Consider the following 21381-nt stretch of genomic DNA (forward strand, 5'->3'; position numbering starts at 1 on the left):
CTCCAGCTTGCTGTGCCTCAGGGCGTAAAGTCCTGACCGCAGGATGTGAATCTGGTCGGCTGAATTGTTCGCAGGGAACAAAAATATGAGCCATGCAATCCAAAGGGCCAGCGAACTGGCTCTGGATGACAAGACGGTCACCGCACTGCGGGCCGCGCTGAGGACCACCGCCGACGAGGTCGTCCAGGCGATCATCGACGAGGTCCCTCCCTACGCCAACGCCCTCTCGGGCAGCATGGGCGGCACCATCCGCCGAGCCGTCCGCACGGCCCTGGGGCATTACCTGGACCTGGCGAGCGGGAACGCCACGGGCGGTGACGCCGGTGACGCGGCCTATGAGCTGGGCCGCGGGGAGGTCCGGGACGGCCGTTCGATGGACGCGCTGCTCAGCGCCTACCGCGTCGGCGCCCGCGTGGCCTGGCGATGCCTGGCAGCGGGCGCCGTACCCGCAGGTCTGCCCGCCGCCGAGGTCGCCAAGTTCGCCGAACTGACCTTCGCCTACATCGACGAGCTGTCCGCCGCGAGTGCCGCAGGCCACGCCGACGAACTGGCAGCCCAGGGCCGGGCCCAGGAGCGCCACCTGGAACAGCTCGCCCGCGACCTCCTCGCCGGCGCGAGCCCGGACGTACTGCTCGTCTCCGCTCAACGGGCCGGGTGGCAGCCTCCGGTTTCGCTGACCGCGGTCCTGCTGCCCGCCGCCCAGGCCCGGCCCGCCTACCGTGTGCTCGACCCGAGCACCCTCGTCCTCGACGACCTGCCGGACGCCCTGGGTGTTCTGCTCGTCCCCGACGCCGACCGGGCCCATCTCTTGCGGCAGTTGACCGATCGCACCGCCGTGGTGGGCCCGGCCCGGCCATGGACTCGTGTGTCCGCCTCGTACGCACGAGCCGTACGCGCGCGCTCCCTCTCCTCCGACATCCGTGACACCGAGGATCACCTGGCCGAGCTGGTGCTGAGCGCCGACGTGGACGCGTTCGCGGACCTGCGTGCACGGGCCCTCGCACCGCTGCGGACCTTGCCCGACGCGACCGCGCGGCGGCTGGAGGAGACGTTGCGGGCGTGGCTGCTGCACCAGGGCAGACGGGATGAGGTGGCGGCGGCGTTGTTCATCCACCCCCAGACCGTCCGGTACCGGATGGCACAGATACGGGAGCTCTTTCCGGATCTGGCCTCGCCGGACCGGGTCCTTGAACTGACGCTGGCGGTCGGTCTTCGGAGCAGTTGACGCGTTCTGGGGGCGCCCACGACCGCATCTGTGCGCGGGGGACCGGGGCCGCCGGGGCCGGGCAGGCGGGGCTGTTGTCTGCGCTCACACCGCAGTAGGTGCGCACAGCGCGGGATGTGGTCCCCGGGCTCCTCCGTGACGCACCGCGGCAGCGTCGCGGAGGAGCCCGGCGAAAGTCAGGGCGGCGGGGGTGGCGAGTGGTCGGCCAGGCACCGCACTCCTGCGGGTGAGCGACACGCGACCGCGCCGTCACGCTAGGGTCAGCAGGCGAAAACAGGCCAAGGCCAGACGCGAAGACGACATGCGGGATACGCCCGATGACCGTTGCACGAGCGGTGATGCTTGAACAACTCACGCAGACGTGCAACTGACGGCGGCCGAAAGTCGTCCTCTGCGACGAGCCGTCGAGGCACACCGAGAACTGGGACAACAGGGGGGACGCATCATGAACGTGACGTCGAGGAAGAGCCGGCGCAGACCGGGCGTTGTCCGGGCGGCCGTACTGGGAGCATGCGTGGCCGGGGTGATGGTCCTCACCGGGTGCAACGGCAAGGGCGACGCGACGAGTTCGGGCGCCGACAAGAGCCCGACGAAGGCGGCGGCCACCGGCGGCGCGGGGACAGGCACCGGCGTGGCGAGCGAAAAGCCAGGCGCCACGGCGTCTTCGGGCTCGAGCAGCGCCGCCGAGTCTCCCGAAGCGGTTCCGGCAGCGTCCAAGTCTCCCGTTGTCACCGCGCCCACTGCGGGTGGCGCCGACGACGGCTGTGACCACAAGATGCCGATCTCCCCCGACGAGATCGCGGTCTACCGCTACACCCCCGAAGGAGGATCACTCAGCCTGATCGTCAAGCACGGCAACTGGGGTTGCGGATCGCCCGACTCCGACGGCGCGCCCTTCGAGACGGTCGGCAAGGAGACATTCATCCCGATGGACCAGGCCGCGTACGTCACCGTGACCAACCCCATCGTGGAGAGCACCGAGAACCAGCCCATCGGCGTGCAGGAATTCCTCGACTGGCTGGAGGCGCACCCGCACTCGGGGCTCGTCTTCACCTACCACCTGGGTGCCGACGGCGCCATCGACCGCCTCGACGAGGTCTTCACCCCGTGACAGTGCCCCCATGGTCGCCGCCCGGCCCGAGGCGGCTTCGTGGGGGAGGGGATTGCCCGGCTCGGGAGGGCCCGGGAGCCTCATAAGGTGGCACCCTGCCGACGGCTGGTGTTCCCGCTCGAAGCGGGCCGGAGAGTGTCCGGCCCCTTCACCGGGCAGGTCGCCGCGGAACAGCCGTGCTCCAGTCAGCGGCCGGCGGCAGGAAAGATGGGCCACGGTTCACCACGATGACGTGGAGGTCGTGGAGGCCAGGGCGGTGATGCCGACGATGCCGGAAGGCGATCACCCCGGGCAGGCGCCATGCCGCCGCTACCGGCGTGCGCGCCGAATACGGACGGGTCCGCGCGTCTCCGTCTCCACGACGGGCCGGCCTCCCTGCGTCACCTCGACCTCGCCGTCGTTCGCCAGCCGCCATGCCGCTCGGCGGGCCGGTTCCATCAGGGCCCGCCAGCCGTCGTCGTCACCCTCGTAGACCTCGCGCGCCGCGTCGGACGGACAGATCGACGCGGTGGCGGCACGGCGCTCCAGCAGGCTCATGATGGCCTTCTCCAGCCGTTGACCGAGCTGCCGGTCCGCCTCTTCCATGCGATCCAGTGTGCCGGAAGGCCTGTGCAACGGCAGGACGAGTCGTCGCCTCCGTTGTGAAGGGCCGTGCGATGAGGGCGACGCGGTCGGAATCCTCCACACGCACCTGGCCGTCGACAGGAACGCCCATCAGTTCACGGACGGAACGGTCGTCACGAGCAAGTGGTACAGGCTTGCGACCAGGACGGCTGGAGCACCGAGACGGGAGAGAACTGACCCAGTGGTGGTGATCCCGGACGCGTCTGCCGTTCCCCCCGCACCCCGTTTGCCGCGGTGCTCGTCGTGCTGCGCACGCTGCCGGAAGACAGACCGGAGCACGCGGAGCTGCGCGACCAAAGGGGTTAGGGCCCGCATGCCTCTGCCTTTCGTCGAGCACCTCACGCGCCGGCACCGGCAAGCGCGGCGATCGCTGGACGATCTCGCTCAGATCGACTCCGGCGCGCGGCGTGGAGCTCTCCACGCACGCGACGCCGACGGTCGTTGGAGAGATCAAGCGTCACTTCCGCGACAGGCGACTGGGCCGCGCCGCCTGCACTGCGTCCCGCGGATCTCGACGAGATCCCCGGGACGCGCGTCGGCTTGGTGCCGTGCGGTCAGGGTGCGTCGATGAGGATCCGGCCGTCGGTGGGCGCGAGCGCGGCGATTCCGCTTGCGTAGGCGGACTGTACGCGGGAGCGCTCGGTGGCGTTCGGTGTGGCGTTGGTGCAGGCCGTGCCGGCGCTCGACCCCGACATCAGCTGTGAGCAGGGGCCGGGCTTGGTGTCCGGCAGGCCGAGGCTGTGCCCCAGCTCGTGAGCGGCGATCCGGGTCTTGTTGTAGCCCTGGCCCACGGCCTGGCTGCCGAGTTCGACGCGGACCTGACGGCCTGGACGAACGGGGCCGAGCGTGGCCTGCGGCCAGCCCGTGGTGGCGACGATCACGATCTCGGCCGCGGTACCGGGCGCTGCTTCCACCAGACGGACGTTGCTCACGTTCGCGTTCCACGAGGCGACTCCGGCCGCGATCGCGGCCTCCCAGCCTGCGGCGCGGCTGTCGTCGTAGCGAAGGGTCACCGCTGCCGCCTGCGAGGCGGACGATTCACCCGCGGGAGCGGGGGCGGCGGTCGCGGCGCCCGCCATGGCGAGAACGAGCGCTGCGGCGGAACTACCTGCCTTGAGCCAAGTGCCGAGGGGCATTGCTGCTCCTTCATCCGTGGGGGGAATCCGGCCCCGGCGGGGCCGGGTACGCGAAGGAGCGGCACGGGCTGTCCGGTGGGGGCCGGAAGCACCGTCGACCGCCCCTCCGGGGCGTTGCGATGCTATGCCCTGCAACCACTGCCCGTCATGTACCTGCCATGGTGAATATCCGTCAGAATCGAGTTGCCCGCAGAAGTTGCCTGGCCGCTCTTCGAAGGCCACCCGCTGTGCCTGCGAGACCGCCCAGGGGCGATGACGTTCTGCGTGCGGGGCGCCAGGAACCGGCGTCGCTCTGTTCGACATCGTCTCGCCGCGAGCACCGGTGTTGCCCTGGATAGGTCAAGAAGGCCGAACTGCCGATACGGCGGTGACGGTCACGGTGTCGTCGCACTCGGCGAACTGCCCGTCGTCCAGGGCCACCTGGTGCGCCCCGGACTCCGGAAGCCGGACGACCATCGTGGGATACACCACGGGCGCCGAACCGGACACGCAGTACCCGTCGGCTTCTCCCTGCACCTGCACGAACGTCAGCTTCACCCACGCCTTGCCGCCGGGGGCCACCTTCACCGACGCCGCGGCTCCCGTCGGCTTGACGGTCAGCGGCACGTTCATCTCGGGAGAGCCGTTCCCCGCGCCGGCCACTGTGGGGTGCCCCGTGAGCACGCAGGTCCGTGCGGACACGTTGGTGAACTCGACGACGGCCGCCCCGGTCCCCGTACCGTCAGGCCGCACCGCGGACTGACGGGCGGTCGCCTTCAGACTGCCCGCGGAACAGGTCGCCGCGGAACCGCCCGGAGCGGGTGCGGACGCCGGAGGTACGGAGGCGGAAGGCGTCGAGGGACCGGAGGGCGTGTAGGAACCGGAGGCGGAGCTGCCGGGCTTCGGGGCGCCGGGCGTGGAGGAGGAGGCCGCCGAGCTGACGGTGCCGGACGGGGTGGGGCCGCCGTCATCGGTGCCCGCGCCGCCCCCACCGGGCTGACATCCCGCCACCGCCAGCGCCGCCGAAGCCACGGCGACCGCCACCGCCGAACCGCGCACTGCCTTCACATACCGCATGCTGTCCCCCGACTCCCGGTTGTCCGGAACACGGCTCCTCGCCGTCCCCGTCGAACCAGACAGAACCGTGCAGCCGGCAGTTCTCCCGTACTCCGACCTGTGACCCACCGGTGACGAAATCCGGCCACAACCACTGTGGAACGCAGGCCATCCTCAGCGCATCGGGACGCTCAAGCCGACCGGTCCGGTTCGGGGGTGGCCACCGACATCCAGACGACGTCGTTCCGCATGCCCGAGCCCGCCAACTGGCCCTGGATTGGTGCCGTAAAGGCTGCAACGTCACCTACGCGGCCGTAGCCCTGGCGGTCCCCCGTTGTGGTGTCGCCTGTTGTTCGTGGTGGTTGTCGCCGGTTAGCGCACTGTCCGTAGGAAGATGTCCGTCACCCCGTTCGTGTCCCCTTCCACCAGATCGGGTGAGGCCGACTCGAACGCGACGACCGTGCCGTCGGCGTTGACGGAGGGGTGCTCCGCCGGAAGGTCGTTGCGGCCGCCCCAGCGGTCCACGCTGACCAACTGCCGCTTCTCCGTGGCGAGTTCGAGCAGATACACGGAACCGCCCGAGGTGTACGCGAACTCTGTGCCGTGCCCGGAGATCGAGGGCTGGGCGCCCCTGACCCGAGCCGTGGTGGTGCCGGTGTCGAGATCCCGGACCTGGACGTACCGGCCCTGCTGGAAGGCGATCGTGCGGCCGTTCGCGCTCAGGGAGGGGGCCGAGGCGCCGTCCGCGACCTTCGAGAGGACGCCGGTGTCCAGGTCACGGATGTAGAGGTCGCTGCCCTGCTCGAAGGCGATGTACCGGCCGTCGTAGTCGATGGCAGGGTTGCCCGCCGGACCGCCCGAGGGCGCGCTGACCACGTCCGTGGTGCCGCCGTCGATGTTGAAGCGGTAGACGCGGGGCTGCGGGTCCGGGTCGGCGTCGGTGGCGGGCAGGGTCGCCGCGTAGGTGATCCACTGGCAGGTGGGGCTGATCCGGGGCCGCCCCATCCAGGTGAAGCGGACGCCCTGGTAGGAGTCCAGGGTGGTGACCTTGCCGACGGCGCGGTAGCGGACGTGGATCTCAGGGGCGCCGTCGGTGGCGGACGGGACCACGTATCCCACCATGCGTCCGCTGTAGCAGGGGGTGCTCTTCGACGACGGCCTCTCATTGTCGGAGTTGACCGGGACGACGCGCAGGGGTGCGTTGATGAACACGTCTTCCTCCGAGGTGAAGGTGACGAGCTTGTTCTCCCCCATCGCCGGGTCGTGGGACGACCCGGCCGGACCGCCGAACCGTTCGGTGACGGACGGCATCGGGGCCGGGTTCTTCCTGAGGCCGCCCGAGAAGGCGAACACGTCCAACTGCCGGTTGGTGTCGCCCGGCACCAGGTGGGAGTCCGTCGAACTGAACGCCACCACCCGCCCCTTGGCGGCCAGCGAGTCGCCCATCACCTGGGCGGTCAACGGGAGGACGGCCCCTCGCAGTCCCGTCCGCAGGTCACGGACCCGCATGCCGTCCGCGCCCGTGACGACGGCGTACCGGCCGTCCGCCGTGGCCGAGGAGGCGGTTCCGTCGGTCACCCGTCGCGACAGACCCGTGCTCAGGTCGTGGACGTACACACCGTACTGGGCGTTGAGGAGGACCCGGCGGCCGTCCGCCGTGATCCGGATCAGATGGGCGACACCGAGGTCCGCGCCGACGTGGATGCGCTCGCCCGTCGCCCGGTCCTGGACGAAGACGTCGTTCGTGTCGCCGCCCTCGGCACGCCCCCGGACCGAGTAGGCGACCCGATTGCCGTCACCGCTCACCGAGGCCCCGTTCTTGTCGCCCTCCTCGGCGGGTGAGATGAGCTCGTCGGTGCCGGTCTGCGTGTCGCGGACGTACAGCAGCCGCGCGGTCTGGCCGCCGTTGCGGTTGCCGAGGGTGTACGCCACGTGCGTGCCGTCGGGGCTGATCGACTCGGCGCCGCCCGACTCGTCGAAGCCGGGCGGGGCTTCGGGCCACAGCCGCTCCGAACGGCCGGTGGCCCTGTCGTACACGTAAGGAGCCGGGGAGCGGGTGCCGGCGGAGTAGGCGACCCGGCTCCCGTCGGCGCTCGACATCGGCGCGTCGTATGTGTGGCCGCTGCCCAGGTCGATCCTGGTGAGGCTGCCGTCGGTCAGGTCCTTCAGGAACAGGCACGGCGACAAGCGTTCGCAGCCGAGGCTCGGCGCGGTGGACGTGAACGCGACCTGGCGGCCGTCGGCGCTGATCGAGGCTCCGCTCGACGGCCCGTCGGCCTGACTGCCGTCGGCGGCCGTGCTCACCCGCGCTGTCCGGGGCTCGTCGCGCCCCTGGGGACCCCGGTCCTGTGCGGCGGCCGCCGGCGTCCAGGCCAGCGCGATCGCGACTGCCGTGCCGAGCACGGCTCTTGAGGCGCGGAACATCAGCTTGACCTCCACTGGAAGACGTCGTACATGCCGTTGGTGTCACCGGGGACGACGTCCGCGTCCACCGTGGAGTACACGACCGAGCGGCCGTGGGCGGAGAGCGAGCCCGCGGTGGCGCTGCCGTGTCCGACGGGAATCTCGCGTCCGCCGTCCAGGTCGCGCAGGGTCAGGTTCGCGTCCGCGTCCCGCGTCAACAGCCGCCGCCCGTCCGGGCTGACGGCGAGGACGCGGATACCGGGAAAGTGCTGGACGCGGCCCGTGCCCAGGTCTCGTACGTAGGAGCCGTCGGCCGAATCCATCACCAGGACACGGCCGTTGGCGCTCAGCTGGACCACGGTCGAGGGCGTGCCGTCGTCGGCCTCGGTCTGCGCGCCGGTGGCGCGGTCGGCGACCCACACGTCGCCGGTGCCGTTGTCCTGGTAGGCGACCCGGCGGCCGTCACCGCTGATCGACGGCTTGTCCATGTCCCGGGTGGAGTCCTGCGGGCCCGCGCTGACGGTCTCGCGGGCGCCGGTCAGTCGGTCGTAGAGGTCGATGCGGGTCGGGAACTGCGGGTGCCCGAGCCACCGGTAGGCGATGTAGCGGCCGTCCGCGCTGATGTCCGGCTGCGCCGAGGCGTCCCGGCCGCCGGGAGCCCCGACCTGGATCCTGGTGCCCGTGCTCAAGTCGGAGAGGAAGACGTTCATGGTGCGGCTGGGCCAGTCGGTGTACGTGGCCCAGCGGCCGTCGGCGCTGAGCCGGGGCGTGCTCAGCGCCTGCTCGATCTTGGTGACCTTCCCGGTTGTCAGGTCACGGATGTAGGAGTAGGTGCCCGGGTGGGTGACCCCCTCGGGCACGAGGTTGGTGGCCGACGAACGGAACGCGATGTAGCGGCCGTTCGGCGTGGTGACGGCCGCACTGGAGGCGCCGTCGCCCTGTGTGCCGTCGGCGGCGGTGCTGACCCGCTCCGTCCTGGGCGCGTGCTGCGCGGCACCGGCGGTCGTTCCGGTGAACGCGAGCAGCAGCGCCGTGCCTAAGGAGACGCCGGACACGGCTGTGGCTCTGCCGGACAGGGGCACAGCTCTGCCGGACATGGCTGAAGCCTTGGACATGTTCCCCCTTGTATGTCCCGTTGACGCATGGCTCCCCGGCCCCGCGCCGAGGGCTCCCTTCGAGGCAAACGCACCAGCGACCACAGGGTCAATCGTTCTTGTTGCGTACAACCCGGACGGAAGGTCACGCGTCCGCGAGGAGACTCGCCTTCGTCAACTCCCGTATGTGGCCGAGAATCTCCCCGGGGGCGGGGGCGGGGGCGGGGGCGGGCGGTCGGTCGTGCGGTGGCTTCCGGACGTACGGCGGCCACGATGGCGACCTCGGCGCCGCGGACGCACACGTGGCCGCTCCCGGGCCCGGTGATGACCAGGAAGCCACGCACTTCGGACATCCACATGCAACGTGTTCTCCAGCGTGTCGGCTGTCCAGGGCATGCTGGTGGTGAGGGTTGGCTCCTCGGTCAGCCAGTCCAGGCAGGACACCGCACGTGGCCGTTGGAGGCCGACTCCTTCCAAGCCGGCGTGCCGACACTGCTCCGAACCGCGAGGCAGACCGAGTTACCCACCCCGGTGAGCTGACGCACCGGCGCCCAACCGAGCCGACCGCTGACAGGAATGAGCGGGGTTTGTGACAGCCCGCCAGGACGGCGCGGTCGCTCCGAGCGGTGTCCCGGAGCGACCGTCAGGCGGGAGGCGTCAGTTGCCGCCGGCCGGCAGGCCGTGTCCGCCGCGTCCCGCGTACACGGCGTCGTAGACGGGCCGTTCGACGCCGCCCGGGTCCGAGAGGACGTTCTTCACCTGCCCGTCGACGACGAACGTGGTGGAGCCGCCGCCGTCCAGGTTGAGCGCGTCGACGGCGCCGAGGTCCTCCATGATCTTCGCGAGGTCGTAGATCGGGACACCGCGGCGCAGGCCCTGGTCCTTGGCGGTGACGGTGACCAGGAGGGTGCGTCCCCAGCCGTCCGCGCCGATGGCGGTGCGCGGGTCGTTCGCGACGTTGTCGGCCGGTTCGGCCACGACCTTGCCGTTGCGCATCAGATCGTGGGTGCCGTTGACGACGTCGATCGACGGGTAGGCGGGGTCGAGCGGCAGGTCGACGTCGTCGGTCGGGTCCTCGACGACGCCCAGGTCCGTGGCGCGTTGCGTGTACGTGAGCTTCGCGCCCACCATGGCGTGGTCCCTGAGCCACTGTGCCCCGCCCCCGCTCTGGGCGTCGTCACCGATGCCCTGGAGCACCATGCCCCCCGCCGGGATGGCCATTCCGCCGCGGGGCGACTTCACCGCTGTGACGCGGCCCGACGCGTCGACGGCGACCTCGACACCGTCGGCGTCGTCCGCCGCCACGAAGGGTGTGTGCCGGGGCTCCGGCGTCTTCTGGCCGTAGGCCGGGGTGAAGGCGACGATCTCGCTGTAGTCCTGGTAGTAGGGACCGCCCTTGATGACATTGCCGTACTGGTCGAGCCGTTTGACCTCGCCGTTCGCGTCGGTCGTGAACGGGAGGGGCCTGTCGCCGACCTCCTGCGGGCAGAACGGGATCCAGCCCGGGTACCGGTTGACGGCGTCGACCACGCGCGTGGCATCGTCCGCGGTGTCCGCGGTGTTCTGGTCGGACGTGATTCCCAGCGTCGTCGTGATCTTGGTGAAGTGCGGCCGGCCGTGCTGGAGGACGACGGAGTTCTGCCCCTTCAGACAGGCGGCGCCCTGCACGACGTCCTCCTGGACCGAGGTCACCATCGGGACCGACCGCTCCTCCGGGATGCTCTTTCCGGTCGCGTCGTCCTCGTCCTTGGTGGAGACGGAGTAGCCGCCGTTCACACCGACGTAGGGCGCGTCCTTCGCGGTGGTGCCCACGGTGGCCAGCATCGCGGTGGTGGGTTCCTTCACGCTCACCCCGGCGCCCACTGTGCTGTCGAGGGATATCGCCCCCAGGTCCGGGTCGATGACCGCCACACGGACGACGATCTCGGAGGAGTCGCTGGAGTACGTGGTGCGCTCGATGCCGTCCGCCATCGGGGGGTGATGGGCGCTCAGGCTGTCCAGGACCGAATGAATGTCGTTGGTGGCGGGGTCGGCGACCGCCGCGCTCTGGGTCAGGGCCAGTGTCGCCAGGGCGACGGAAACAGCCGCGACGCGGCGCATGCCTGAGCGGCCGGCGGAGTGCGTGGCGGGGTTCACGGTCAGCACTTCCCTTCCGCGTCGGCGAGCTTGTGGGAGCTGACGGACGACTGGTAAGCGGCGGGCAGGGTCGTCTCCTCGCCGGGCGGGACGACGAACGCCCGGTACGCGACGCCGCCTTCCTGCCAGGTTCCGGAGTATCCGGGATCCCGGTAGAAGCAGGCGACCTTGTGCGAGCGGTTCGCGACGGACACCAGCTTGTCCTCCCAGGTCACGCCATAGTCCCTGTTGCCCAGAACGCCGTCCGGAAGGACATCGGTCTGACTCGCCACGCCTCCGACACCGCGCCCGCTGGGGCCCTGGAAGATGCACACCCGGCCGGCCTCGCAGCGGTCGAACCCGGTCCGGCAGAGCGACTTCGACGGGGCGAACTTGTGCGAGGCCACCGTCACCTTCGGCAGCCCGTCGGCGCCCTTGGCCAGGTCGCCGCCGGTGTGCCCGGGCAGCACGGCCTGGATGTCGGTCCCGCCGTACGACGGGTCGTCGTAGAGGCACGTCCAGGAGGCGGTGTTGTTGCGGAACGACAGGAAGGTCCGGTCCTTCAGGCTCCCGACCGTGCCGTAGTCGAGCACGGGCCCGTTCTGCGGCGCGAGCGAGACCATCTCGCCCTCGCCGCCGGCCTGTGTGTACAGGCAGAACGTCTTCGCCGGACAGTCGGTGTACGCCGCCTGCGCCGGTCCGGCCTGCGACCACACCAGGAAGGCCGCCAGGAGAACGGCGGCGAGCCCGGCGACGGGCAGGCGGCCGATCCAACTCTCGGTCATGTGCATGTTCATGAACTCTAGCCTCGGGCTTTGTCGTGGCGCACAAGCTTGACCAGTAGTTCGGTATCCCGAGAGCTGGAAGGACCACATCTGCGCCGGCGTCGCGGAGCGCGGGCTCGTCGCTGCGGCCGGTGGCTACGGCGATCACACGCACTCCGTTGGCGTGGGCGCCCTCGATGTCCGCCGGGGTGTTCTCGATCGGCGCGTCCGTGGCCGTGTGCGCGCTCCAGGGACAGGCGGACGAAGCCGGCCCGCCCATCATGGTCTTCCCCGCAAGCGCCCAACTCCCGCAGGACCGGGGTGTCCAGGCCGAACACCTGCAGCTTGAGCTCGGCCACGGCACGGATGTTCCCCGAGACCACGGTCTGCCGTACGCCCGGGGGCCGCGAGAGCATCGAGGGCGGCGACCGCGGCCGGCAGCGCTTGGTCACGCTCCCGGAGGTCAGCGGCGCGCTCGAGGTGCGCGGCGGCGAGGGCGCGGGCGAGCCGCTCGAAGTCCGCGCGGTCCGTGGGCAGTTCGGGGCGCTTCACTGTCTCGCGGAAGATCACCACCATGCCTTGAAGCCCGCCTTGGCCTCGCATCCGCACGCAGCTCGACGGCGAACTCCAGCTGCACCGAGCTGGCCTTGAACGTCAGGTCCTCGCCGGCGCCCTGCGCGGCGCCACCAGCAGCTAGCTGCGCACGGCGGCCATGGCCTTCGTCAACTCGATCTCCACCCGCATCCGCCTTCGTGCGAGCAGGGGCACGCGTTTCGTCCGCCTTCGGCAACGGAACCCGACCGCTTGGTGTTCAGGCTGCTCACAAGTGCGGGAGCGACGGGGCCCGCCGCTCGAGCCGGCGGACACAGCCCTGCAGCTCTCAGGGAGGCGCACAGTGAGCCGGACACCGGCCACAGGTCGTCCGAGGCCTTCCTGGACGACTCCGGCATGGTGGCCCCGACCGCGGAGTGCACCGCCGCCGGGGTCCATGTGCCTTTTGCCGCCCAGCAGTTCACAGCCCTGGCCGAAGAGGCCGCAGCCTTGGCCTTGTCCGCGGTTGCGGGTGGGGAGCTGTCGTCGGCGCTGTGCGTGCTGTGCGCGGGCGTTGCCGGGTCCTGCGCTAGAAGGTCAGGTTCCAGGCGTCGATCTTGCCTGTGTCGGAGGCTGCGTTGTCGTTGACGCGCAGCTTCCAGGTGCCGTTCGCGATCTCCGAGGAGGCGTTGACGGTGTAGGTCTGGGCGATGTTGTCGGCGCTGCCGCCGGCGCGGTTGTGCAGGGTGTAGACGGTGCCGTCCGGCGCCACCAGGTCGACCTTCAGGTCACCGATGTAGGTGTGCTTGAGGTCCACACCCACCTTGAGGGTGGCCGGGGCGTTGCCGGTCACACCGGTGACGACGATAGGGCTCTCCACGGTCGCGTTGTCGGCGATGGCGAAGTCCGCGAGGTTCTCGAAGTACTTGCCGGGCGGCGGCGTGGCCCCCACGGCCTTGAGCGCGTCGACCTGTCCCTCGCCGAAGAAGGCGTTGTTGGCCGTCGTGCCTGTGCAGCGGCTGTCCGAGGGGCAGGCGATGTCGTTGGCCTGGGTGGCCAGCTTGGTGCGGATCTGCGCCGGGGTGATGCCCGGGTTGGCGCTGGCGATGAGTGCCGCCACGCCGGCCACGTGCGGGGTGGCCATCGAGGTGCCGCTCTTGCTGCCGTAGCCGCCGCCGGGGACGGTGGAGTACACGTTGCTGCCCGGCGCGGCGACGTCGATGACGCCCTGACCGTAGTTGGAGAACGAGGCCTTGGTGACGCCCGTGCCGTTGGCCGCGACCGTGACCACGCCCGGCAGCTCGGTCGGGATGTCGAGGCAGGCGTTGGTGATGGTGCGGGTGATGGGCGTCGAGTCGTTCGGGCTCGCGGAGTCGGTCGTCTTGTGGGCGAGGTCGTAGTTCTCGTTGCCCGCGGCGGCGATCTGGAGGGAGCCCTTGCCCTCGGCGTACTCCTGGGCGCGCTTGACGCCCTCGATGATGGCGGCCTGGTCGATGTTGTCCGGGCAGTTGAACTGCCACGGGTCCGTGTAATAGCTGTTGTTGGTGACCTTGAAGCCGTGGTCACCGGCCCAGACGAAGCCGCAGATGGTGTTCTCGGCGAAGAAGAAGGCGTTGCCCGGCTCGGCGACCCGGACCGCGGCGATCTTCACCCCGGGTGCCACGCCGACGACGCCCTTGCCGTTCTTGGCCGCGGCGACGGTGCCCGCCACGTGGGTGCCGTGCGTGTCGACGTCCCGCCACGCGCCGGCGCGGGTGTCGGGCTTGCCGTAGGCGCAGGAGACCGAGTCGGCCGCGTCGAAGTTGGGCGCCAGGTCCTGGTGTTGGTCGTCCACACCGGTGTCCAGGATGCCGACCGTGACGGAGGCGGAGCCCGGGTTCGTAGCCCAGGCCTGGTCGGCCTTGATCTGGCTCATGTCGGCCCGGACCGGTTCGCCGGCCGCGGTCGAGGACTGGGACGGGTTGGGCGGGAGCGCCGGGTTGTAGGCGTCGGCCGGAACATCCGAGGTGCGCGTGGCGCCGACCTGCTGCACGCCGGCGACGCCGCGCATGGTGGCGGCGAATGTGCTGGACGCCGAGTGGGCGACGATCACGCCGATGGCGTCGAAGCTCGAGAAGACGGTGCCGCCGTTGGCCGTGATCGCCGAGCGGACCGCCGAACTGTCACCGGGGGCGGTGATCACGAGGTAGGCGCGCGTCCCGGCCACCCAGGTCGCACTCTGGGATGCCGACATGGCGGCCGGAGCGGGGGCCTTGGCGGCGGGCGCGGGGGAGGGGACGACGGGGAGCGTGCCCGCGAGGGCGCCCGGGGCGCCGAACGCGAGGGCGGCACCGAGCGTGGCCGCCAGCACCAGCGTGCGTCTGGGGCGGCTGGATCTGTGGGGTATCAATGCGTCCTCCGGAGACGGCCCGGCCGTGCTGAGGGCACCGGCCGGGCCGTACGAAACGAGTGGTGGGTGCAAGATGTCAGGTGCATGCTCCTGTACGGAAGTACCTTTCAGCACAGGGACGTTAGAGGGGCATGGCTGAAAACAGGTGTACTCCGGGCATCGGGCGCCGGGATCCACCGAGAGCTCGGAGACGTCGACCGCGTCCTGGCGAACGCCGCCGGCCTGGTGCCGGCCATGCTGCCCCTAGCAGAGCGCCGGACCCCCGCGGCGACCGACACCGACCGCGCCCTGGTGGCCGTCGGTGACGCACTACCCATCTCGTGCCGGTCGAAGCTCCGAGTATGGGGGCGGCGTTCCGCACCTCGGTCGTTGCCGTGCCAGGTGAAGGCGAACAACTGGGGCGCCGTGACGGGGGCGTCGTAGAGCTTCTTCAGCCAGGCGGGCGTCTCGCGACTCGATCATGAGCAGGCTCACTTGTCCAGCATGCGGATGTCGCGGACGGGGCCCACGGCGATGCCGTCTGCTTGCCGAACTCGACCAAGCTCGGGCGTGCTGGACACGCGGCAGGCCCGAGCAGCGCCGTCATCTCACGCCGCATGATCGGGTTCATCGCCTCGTTGTCAACTGGACGAGCGCCCACGAGCGCCCACGAGGCCCGCGTGGCCCTCGGCGTCGGTCGCGCGGGCCGCCCATGGCACGCCATTCACGGCAGTCTGCATCTGGTCGACGACGTTGCTCCCGCTGTGTCCGGCTCCTGGGCTCGCCCGGAAGGGAGATCCAGACCCCGCACACCATGGGCCTCGATCTATCCCGCGGCACCCTCGGAGTACGGCGCGGCCTGCTGCGGCGCACCCTCTACCTGGAGAGCTCACTCGCCGACTTGCCGCGTACTGGACGGCCTACCGCCACCGGCGGGCATGCTGAGCGGAGCCCTTCCCCGTGGTCTGACACTGAGGCCTGTGTCAGGACCGCCATCCTCAACGAGGCGGCCCAAAGCGCCGACCCGCTCCGGCTGATGCGCCTGTTCGGCAGCACGGAGCAGATCGTCATGCATCACGTCGGCGTCGCCCATCCGAGGCGCATTGCGAAGCCTGTCCCGACAGCCGCGCCGGTCATCTGTTGGTCAGCAGCGGCGGCTGCATGGGCACGGCGGCAGGGAGGTCACGGGCCCCAGCGGGCCAAACGACATTGTCGTCCAGCTCTCCGCCGAGTGCCGGATGCCGTCGGGCTCGGCGTCCTCGCAGCCCGCGACCTGGTCGCCCGGTCCTCGCCTTCGGACACAGAGGCCGGGATCGCGGGTTGGTAGTCAATGACGAGAAGAGCGGTGTGCGCGGAGTCGAGCGCGGGGGAGGGGGGAGTGCTCACGCGATGTTGTCCTTGCTGATGGGGCGCCTGGCCGACGTGGACGCGCACCGGCGGACCGGCTGAGGGCTGCGGGCTGCGGGCTGCGGGCTTCAATGGTGAGTTGCGGTGTCTCATGACTGGCTGCGGGACAGTTCCGGCTCGTGCTGCGCCGTCTGGTTCTGTCGGGGAAGCAGGAGCGGTGTGGTCAGGATGAGCAGTCCTGCGACCATGAGAGCGGTGCGTGGGCTGGTGACGTCGGCGAGCAGCCCGGCGAGCGCGGTGAGGACGGCGATGGACGCCTGCTGGCCGATCGACCAAGCCGAGAGGGTGCGGGCGACGAGATGCTTGGGAGTGTGTTCGAGCCGGTAGGTGGCGAGCACCGGGCTGTACAGGCTCATGTTGATGATGATCGCCAGCTCGACGGCCATGACCGTGACGAGGCCTACGACACCGGGGCGGACGAAGGCCAGACCGATCAGCCAGACGGCGCGCAGGGTGCCGACGGTCCGGAAGACCCAGTGCCTGCCGAAGCGAGCCACGACGCGGCGGGCCAGCCGGGAGCCGATGAGTCCGCCGAGGCAGGGGGCGGCGAAGGCGAGGGCGTACTGCCAGGGAGGGAACCCGAGTTGGCGAAGCAGGAGCACGGCCAGCAGCGGCTCGGTTGCCATGATCAGACCGGCGACGAGCATCTGGTTGAGGTAGAGCGGCCGCAGACCGGGGTGGCCCATGATGTGTCGCCAGCCGTCGAGCAGTGCGCCTGCCCGGAGCGGGCTCTTGTCGGTTGTTCGCGGCGCTTCCTCCTGACCGCGGATCGCGGTGATGCCCAGCGCGGAGAGCAGGTAGCTGAGCGCGTCGGCCACCACGGTGGTGACCGGCCCGAACAGGCCGATGGCCGCCCCGCCCAGTGGTGGCCCCACCGCGATGGAGCTCCAGTTCGTGGACTCGAACCGGGCGTTGGCGACGAGCAGGTCATCCGGTCGGACGAGGGCCTTGAGGTAGGCGCCGCTGGCCGCGTTGAAGGCGATCTTGGCTGCGGCGACCACGGCCGAGACCACGAGCAGCTGGACGAAACCGAGCCATCCGAAGGCGTAGGCGACGGGGATCGTCGCCATGGCCGCACACCGGGCCAGGTCCATCATGATCATGACCGGGCGCTTGCGACGGAACTCGACCCACGGCGCGAGCGGCACCGCGATCAGCGCACCCACCGCGGGCCCCACCGCCGACAGGGCGGACACCTCAGCGGGTCCGGCATGCAGCACCAGCACGGCGATCAGCGGCAAGGCCCCGAACCCCAGCCCGGACCCGTATGCGCTCACCGCATACGACGCCCAGAGCCAGCCGAACTGCCGGCCCAACCGTCTCCTGCCCACCATGTTCAGCGCACTCCCCTCGAGGTCCCATGAACAAAATGACGTTGACCGATGAGAGGTAAGCGGGCAGGACAGCAGCAGGTCAAACAACTGACCTGCCAGCAATCCACAACTTCCAGTTGTTCACTAAGGTGGGTCGGCGTGGATCTCGAAGCAGTACGCACCTTCGTCGCCGTCGCGGAAGCGGGCCAGTTCCAGAAAGCCGCCGCCGACCTGTCGATCACCCAGCAGGCCGTCTCCAAACGCATCGCCGCGCTGGAACGTACCCTCGGCGTACGGTTGTTCACCCGTGCCGCACGCGGCGCTGAGCTCACCATCGATGGTCAGGCGTTCCTGCCCCACGCACGCGAGCTGCTGCGCGTCGCCGAGCGCGCAGGCGCGTCCGTGCGCCCCGGCCGCCGTCCGCTACGCGTCGACGTGATCGCCTCGCGCAGCGCTCAGTCGAGCCTGATGCGCGGTTTCCACCGCGCACACCCCGAGATCGACCTCGACGTGCTGATGCTGTTCGACATCGAGACCGCCGTCACCGCCATTCGCTCCGGTGCGATCGACGCGTCCTTCCGCGCCGTCGCCGCGCCCGGCCGACCCCTTCCCGAGGACATCGAGTCCGTCCGGGTGCTCGACGAGCCGCTACAACTCCTCACCGGCCCCGCCCACGCACTCGCGGACGCCCGGTCGGTGACCGTGGCCCAGCTTGCCGGGCACCGGATCTGGATGCCCGGCATCGCCCCTGGTACCGAGTGGGGCGCCTACTACGACGACCTCGTCGCCGAGTTCGGCCTCACCATCGAGGTGACCGGCCCCAACTTCGGCTCCGACGCGCTCCTCGACACCATCGCCGACACCCCGGCCCTGGCCACCTTCATGGGTGAGCACACCCGGCTCATCTGGCCCGCCGACCATGGCCTGCGCCGCATCCCGGTGACCGACCCGACGCCCGTCTACCCGCACTCGCTCCTGTGGCACCGCGACAACCCCCACCCGGCACTGGCCACGCTGAGGGCCCACCTCGCCGCCACAGCCGTTGGACACGACGCGGTCGAGACTTGGACGCCGGACTGGGTGACTACACGCTGAGCGTCCCGCGCCCGCGCGCGCCCCAGTCACGTTGAAGTGGAACGTCGACTCCTGGTGTGGGTCTGCGACGTCGTCCCCATCCAATGGGTGGGTGACGGCGCGGCGCCAACACCACCAACGGCGCGCACTTGGACCTCAACCCCCGCGGGCTGGCTACCACAGCCGTTGGGGTACCGAGGTAACCGTGCACCGGCACTGGCAAGGAACAGTTCGATCGTGGTTGGTCGAACAACGCGAGCGTGAACGCAAGCAACTCCCTGGCTGCCAGGCCGACTTCGGCAGCAGCGGTATCGACAGCGGGCAGGAACTCGCCCTGCGCTGCGACAACATCCTCGCCGTGCCGGCGCCCGGCTGCTTGCTGCCGTTGCCGGATCGAAGAAGTGGGACTCGCTCCTTCAGTACCTCGGCCCGCACACCACCATCACCGACCCCACGATCGGCACCCCGTGGACGAGCGCCGACAGCCGCAACAAGATCTGCTCAGCTCTGCACGGACAACATGGGCACCCCCGCAGCCGCCTTCAGGATCCGCACTCGCACCCGGACTGCCAGCAAGGGAACCCAGCGGTAGGGAGCGGTTCGAGCGCGCCGGGAGCAACTTGGCCCAGCACTAGGGAGCCTTCAGCGACCTGAACCCCGCGAAGTGGCGCCTGCTGGACGGTGACGGCTTCCTCGTCTTCAACCCCGGCTTCGAGCACTGCGCGAACGCGGACCCCACCTGTACACGTCCGGCCCCTTGGGCTGTTGTGGTCTCAGCCGGTCCATGGCTCCCAGAGGGCCGCCTCATCCTCGCTGTCCGGCGGGCCCCATACCAGGGCGCCGCGGATCAGCCCCGGCTTGTAGCCGGTGGCCAGCTGTGGGTACTCCAACTTGTCGGCGCTCTCCTCAACCACCATCGTCAGCGACGTATCTTCGACCGTGCGTACGGCGGTGTCGTCCCATCCGCCGGTCTCTCCCGTCTCAGCATCGACGAACCTCCCATGACTCAGGTCGGTGGCACTCCACGAGCAGAACGGCAACCAGGAAGGCTTCCATACCAGCGTCTCCGTGTCGCGGCGTGCCTGCCTGCGTTGGTTGTTCATGTGCCACTTGTACGACCGTGCCACCGTGTCCAAGTCCAGCAACGCCCAACCTTGATCAGGGAACAGCCCTGCCGCCGGAACGTCCCAGCTTCCCGCGCGCAGACGCCACAGCGCCCGCAACTCCGCAGGGGCCCGAACGCCGATGGACTCTTCCAGCGCGGCCATCTCATCCTCTGACGCACCCGGCCTGAGCGCGGCCTGCGTAGCAGGAGCATGGCGGCGAAGCCACGTTTCGATCCGCTGCCACGCTTCTTTGATCTGCCGCGCCTGCATCGCGTCCTCAAACAGCCTTGCATCCTCGCCAGCGTCATCAGGCATCATCACGTCTTTCTCGGGTGTGGAGGGCGAGCGGGGAGGGGTCTCGTGCACTCGGGCGTTCCCTCCCCCCGGGTGAAGGCCCTGTGAGTTCAACATGCCCCCTCTGATTGCCTGGGCCGAACCTTCTCGCCTCTGTGCGCAAGCCGGCCATGGTCCGAGTGGTACACCGGCCGCTCCGACAGCAGGGCCGCGCTTCCGGTCCTGGCCGACCGGCAGGCACACCGCCGTTGAGGCGTCAGCCAGGGGGGCAGGCGGTTGGGCTTCGACCGCGAGACCTACAAGTACCGCAACACCGTCGAGCGGCGCATCAACCGCCTCAAGCAGTGGCACGGCCTCGCCACCCGTTACGAGATGACAGCCACGATCTACCTGGCCCCTGCGGCCGGCGCACGGGGGCGCTGCCTGCCGCACGCGGCGCAGCGGCGCCGCGACCTCTGCGTCCGCCAGTTCTGCAGCGGATATTTCCCGCAGGATGGCGAATGAAGAGGTACGGCTCTCTACCAACGTCTCTCGTGAGACGGCCACGGACCCGTTCGCTCCGTGTCCGGGTTCCGTAACCGGTGGCGATGGCCTACAACGCTGGTGCGGTGACGACGGTCAAACCCTTCGAGGTCGACAAGCTGTTGGAGCAGTCGACGAAACGGGGGATTCACATGAACATCATTCAGCGTGTCGCAGCAGCCGGAGCGGTCACAGCCGCCGTGGTCGGTGCCATGGGGGCCGTCGCACCGCAGGCAGGGGCGGCGACGCCCCTGGCAAAGTACAACGGTGTCTGCGGAGCAGGATACGCGGTGGTCGACTCGGCGCCGGTCGGTACGGCGGGCACGGTCTACCTGACGTACAACCCGTCGACCGGACAGGACTGCGTGGTCACCGTGCGCGCCCGTCCCGGCACCGCCGTGTCCATGCTGGCAGCGATCACGGACGCCCAGGACGTCGACCCCGAGTTCGACGACGGTAACTACACGACTTACGCCGGCCCGGTGTACATCGGCCACCCCGGACACTGCGTGAGCTACTGGGGACGGATCTCGGGCCAGAGCGGCGGAGCGAACAACGTGCACTGCGCACCGCTGACCGACTAGGGCGCTTCTGATGGCTCTGGACGGTGTCTCGGAGCCAGATGACGATCGCCGTGACGGTCAGGGTTTCGTTGAAGATGTAGTCGCGCTTGTCGTAGCGGGTGGCCACCGTACGGAACTGCTTCCACTTGTTCACGCACCGCTCAACGGCGTTGCGGCGGCGGTCCTGGGTCTTGCTGAAGGCCGGGGGCCTGCCACCGCAGCGTCCGCGGTTCGTGCGGTGGGCCCGCTGGTCGTCGGGCTGAGCGATGGTGGCTTTGATGCCGCGCCTGCGCAGGTAGGCCCGGTTGCGGCGGCTCGAGTAGGTCTTGTCGCCCCGCGGACCCGGTCCGGCCGACTGCGCGGGCGGCCTGGTCCATGGCGCCGGATGCATAAGCCGTCCAGCACCGGCGCGAACATCGGGCTGTCACCACGCTGGCCGGGTGAAGTCAGCCAGTGCAGGGCGGGCCCGGTCGTTCGGAGAGCAGATGGACCTTGCTGGTCAGCCCGCCCCGCGAACGCCCCGATGCCTCACGTCCATCTGCCTCCTCGCGCGTTCCGCCCTCTTTTGTGGGTGGTCTGCCGGAGCCTCGCGGGGCGCCCCGGCCGCATGCTGATGGGCCCGGCAGGAGGTCGAGTCGATGTTGACCGCCCGCTCCTGGCGGGAGACTTCGTGGGCGTGGGTTTCGTCCGGGTCGC

14 protein-coding genes and 4 pseudogenes are annotated in these 21381 nt (G+C 70.1%); 7 read left to right on the top strand and 11 right to left on the bottom strand.

From position 1 onward, the window contains the following. The first annotated feature begins 85 nt into the window (after positions 1–85). Together ABZ098_RS38100 and ABZ098_RS38105 are read left to right on the top strand one after the other, a co-directional pair. Positions 86–1225 (top strand): helix-turn-helix domain-containing protein, encoded by a 1140-nt coding sequence (locus tag ABZ098_RS38100; RefSeq protein WP_356598415.1) that lies wholly within the window; start codon positions 86–88, stop codon positions 1223–1225. A 514-nt stretch (positions 1226–1739) separates the two neighbouring features. Next, positions 1740–2336: a hypothetical protein gene (locus ABZ098_RS38105; protein ID WP_356598417.1), complete on the top strand. Its 597-nt coding sequence runs from the start codon at positions 1740–1742 to the stop codon at positions 2334–2336. Positions 2337–2645: 309 nt separating this feature from the next. On the opposite strand, the gene ABZ098_RS38110 is transcribed toward ABZ098_RS38105, so the two are convergent. Then, positions 2646–2921, bottom strand: coding sequence for a DUF3253 domain-containing protein (locus ABZ098_RS38110; protein ID WP_356598419.1), 276 nt, complete (start codon positions 2919–2921; stop codon positions 2646–2648). Between the two features lie 270 nt (positions 2922–3191). Here ABZ098_RS38110 and ABZ098_RS38115 point away from each other — a divergent pair. Then, positions 3192–3433, top strand: a pseudogene (locus tag ABZ098_RS38115) (hypothetical protein); the annotation flags it as partial. Between the two features lie 81 nt (positions 3434–3514). Here ABZ098_RS38115 and ABZ098_RS38120 read toward each other — a convergent pair. Together ABZ098_RS38120 and ABZ098_RS38125 are read right to left on the bottom strand one after the other, a co-directional pair. Further along, positions 3515–4096, bottom strand: coding sequence for a snapalysin family zinc-dependent metalloprotease (locus ABZ098_RS38120; protein ID WP_356598420.1), 582 nt, complete (start codon positions 4094–4096; stop codon positions 3515–3517). A gap of 339 nt (positions 4097–4435) precedes the next feature. Next, the gene (locus ABZ098_RS38125; RefSeq protein ID WP_356598422.1) at positions 4436–5152 is read right to left on the bottom strand and encodes a DUF4232 domain-containing protein; all 717 of its coding nucleotides are present in this window, start codon (positions 5150–5152) and stop codon (positions 4436–4438) included. A gap of 154 nt (positions 5153–5306) precedes the next feature. Here ABZ098_RS38125 and ABZ098_RS38130 point away from each other — a divergent pair. Next, a pseudogene (locus tag ABZ098_RS38130) lies at positions 5307–5454 on the top strand (lipase family protein); the annotation flags it as partial. A gap of 49 nt (positions 5455–5503) precedes the next feature. Here the strand turns inward: ABZ098_RS38130 and ABZ098_RS38135 are convergent. From ABZ098_RS38135 to ABZ098_RS38160, 6 genes are all read right to left on the bottom strand, one after another. Further along, the gene (locus tag ABZ098_RS38135) at positions 5504–7570 is read right to left on the bottom strand and encodes a hypothetical protein (protein ID WP_356598424.1); all 2067 of its coding nucleotides are present in this window, start codon (positions 7568–7570) and stop codon (positions 5504–5506) included. After that, positions 7555–8631, bottom strand: a complete 1077-nt coding sequence (locus tag ABZ098_RS38140; RefSeq protein ID WP_356598426.1) for a protein TolB — start codon at positions 8629–8631, stop codon at positions 7555–7557. Before ABZ098_RS38140 ends, ABZ098_RS38135 begins: the two co-directional genes overlap by 16 nt. A 654-nt stretch (positions 8632–9285) precedes the next feature. After that, positions 9286–10764, bottom strand: a complete 1479-nt coding sequence (locus ABZ098_RS38145) for a phosphodiester glycosidase family protein (protein WP_356598428.1) — start codon at positions 10762–10764, stop codon at positions 9286–9288. A 2-nt stretch (positions 10765–10766) separates the two neighbouring features. Further along, on the bottom strand, positions 10767–11540 hold the full coding sequence (locus tag ABZ098_RS38150) for a peptidase inhibitor family I36 protein (protein WP_356598430.1): 774 nt from the start codon (positions 11538–11540) through the stop codon (positions 10767–10769). A 1087-nt stretch (positions 11541–12627) separates the two neighbouring features. After that, positions 12628–14388, bottom strand: coding sequence for a S8 family serine peptidase (locus ABZ098_RS38155; protein ID WP_356598583.1), 1761 nt, complete (start codon positions 14386–14388; stop codon positions 12628–12630). Between the two features lie 1514 nt (positions 14389–15902). Continuing rightward, a complete protein-coding gene (locus ABZ098_RS38160) occupies positions 15903–17147 on the bottom strand; it encodes an MFS transporter (RefSeq protein WP_356598432.1) in 1245 nt (414 codons plus the stop codon). A gap of 138 nt (positions 17148–17285) precedes the next feature. Between ABZ098_RS38160 and ABZ098_RS38165 the strand changes: the two genes are divergently transcribed. After that, positions 17286–18221, top strand: coding sequence for a LysR family transcriptional regulator (locus ABZ098_RS38165; protein WP_356598434.1), 936 nt, complete (start codon positions 17286–17288; stop codon positions 18219–18221). A 752-nt stretch (positions 18222–18973) separates the two neighbouring features. Here the strand turns inward: ABZ098_RS38165 and ABZ098_RS38170 are convergent. Then, positions 18974–19672, bottom strand: a complete 699-nt coding sequence (locus ABZ098_RS38170) for an SMI1/KNR4 family protein (protein WP_356598436.1) — start codon at positions 19670–19672, stop codon at positions 18974–18976. Between the two features lie 192 nt (positions 19673–19864). Between ABZ098_RS38170 and ABZ098_RS38175 the strand changes: the two are divergent. Together ABZ098_RS38175 and ABZ098_RS38180 are read left to right on the top strand one after the other, a co-directional pair. Then, positions 19865–19972 (top strand): annotated as a pseudogene (locus tag ABZ098_RS38175) (IS5/IS1182 family transposase); the annotation flags it as partial. A 302-nt stretch (positions 19973–20274) separates the two neighbouring features. Next, complete coding sequence (locus ABZ098_RS38180) at positions 20275–20706, top strand: spore-associated protein (protein ID WP_356598585.1); 432 nt, start codon at positions 20275–20277, stop codon at positions 20704–20706. 88 nt (positions 20707–20794) lie between these two features. Here ABZ098_RS38180 and ABZ098_RS38185 read toward each other — a convergent pair. Next, positions 20795–21076: pseudogene (locus ABZ098_RS38185) on the bottom strand (IS5/IS1182 family transposase); the annotation flags it as partial. Positions 21077–21381 lie beyond the last annotated feature (305 nt).

It is taken from the genome of Streptomyces sp. NPDC006335, from assembly GCF_040612795.1.
GTDB lineage: Bacteria > Actinomycetota > Actinomycetes > Streptomycetales > Streptomycetaceae > Streptomyces.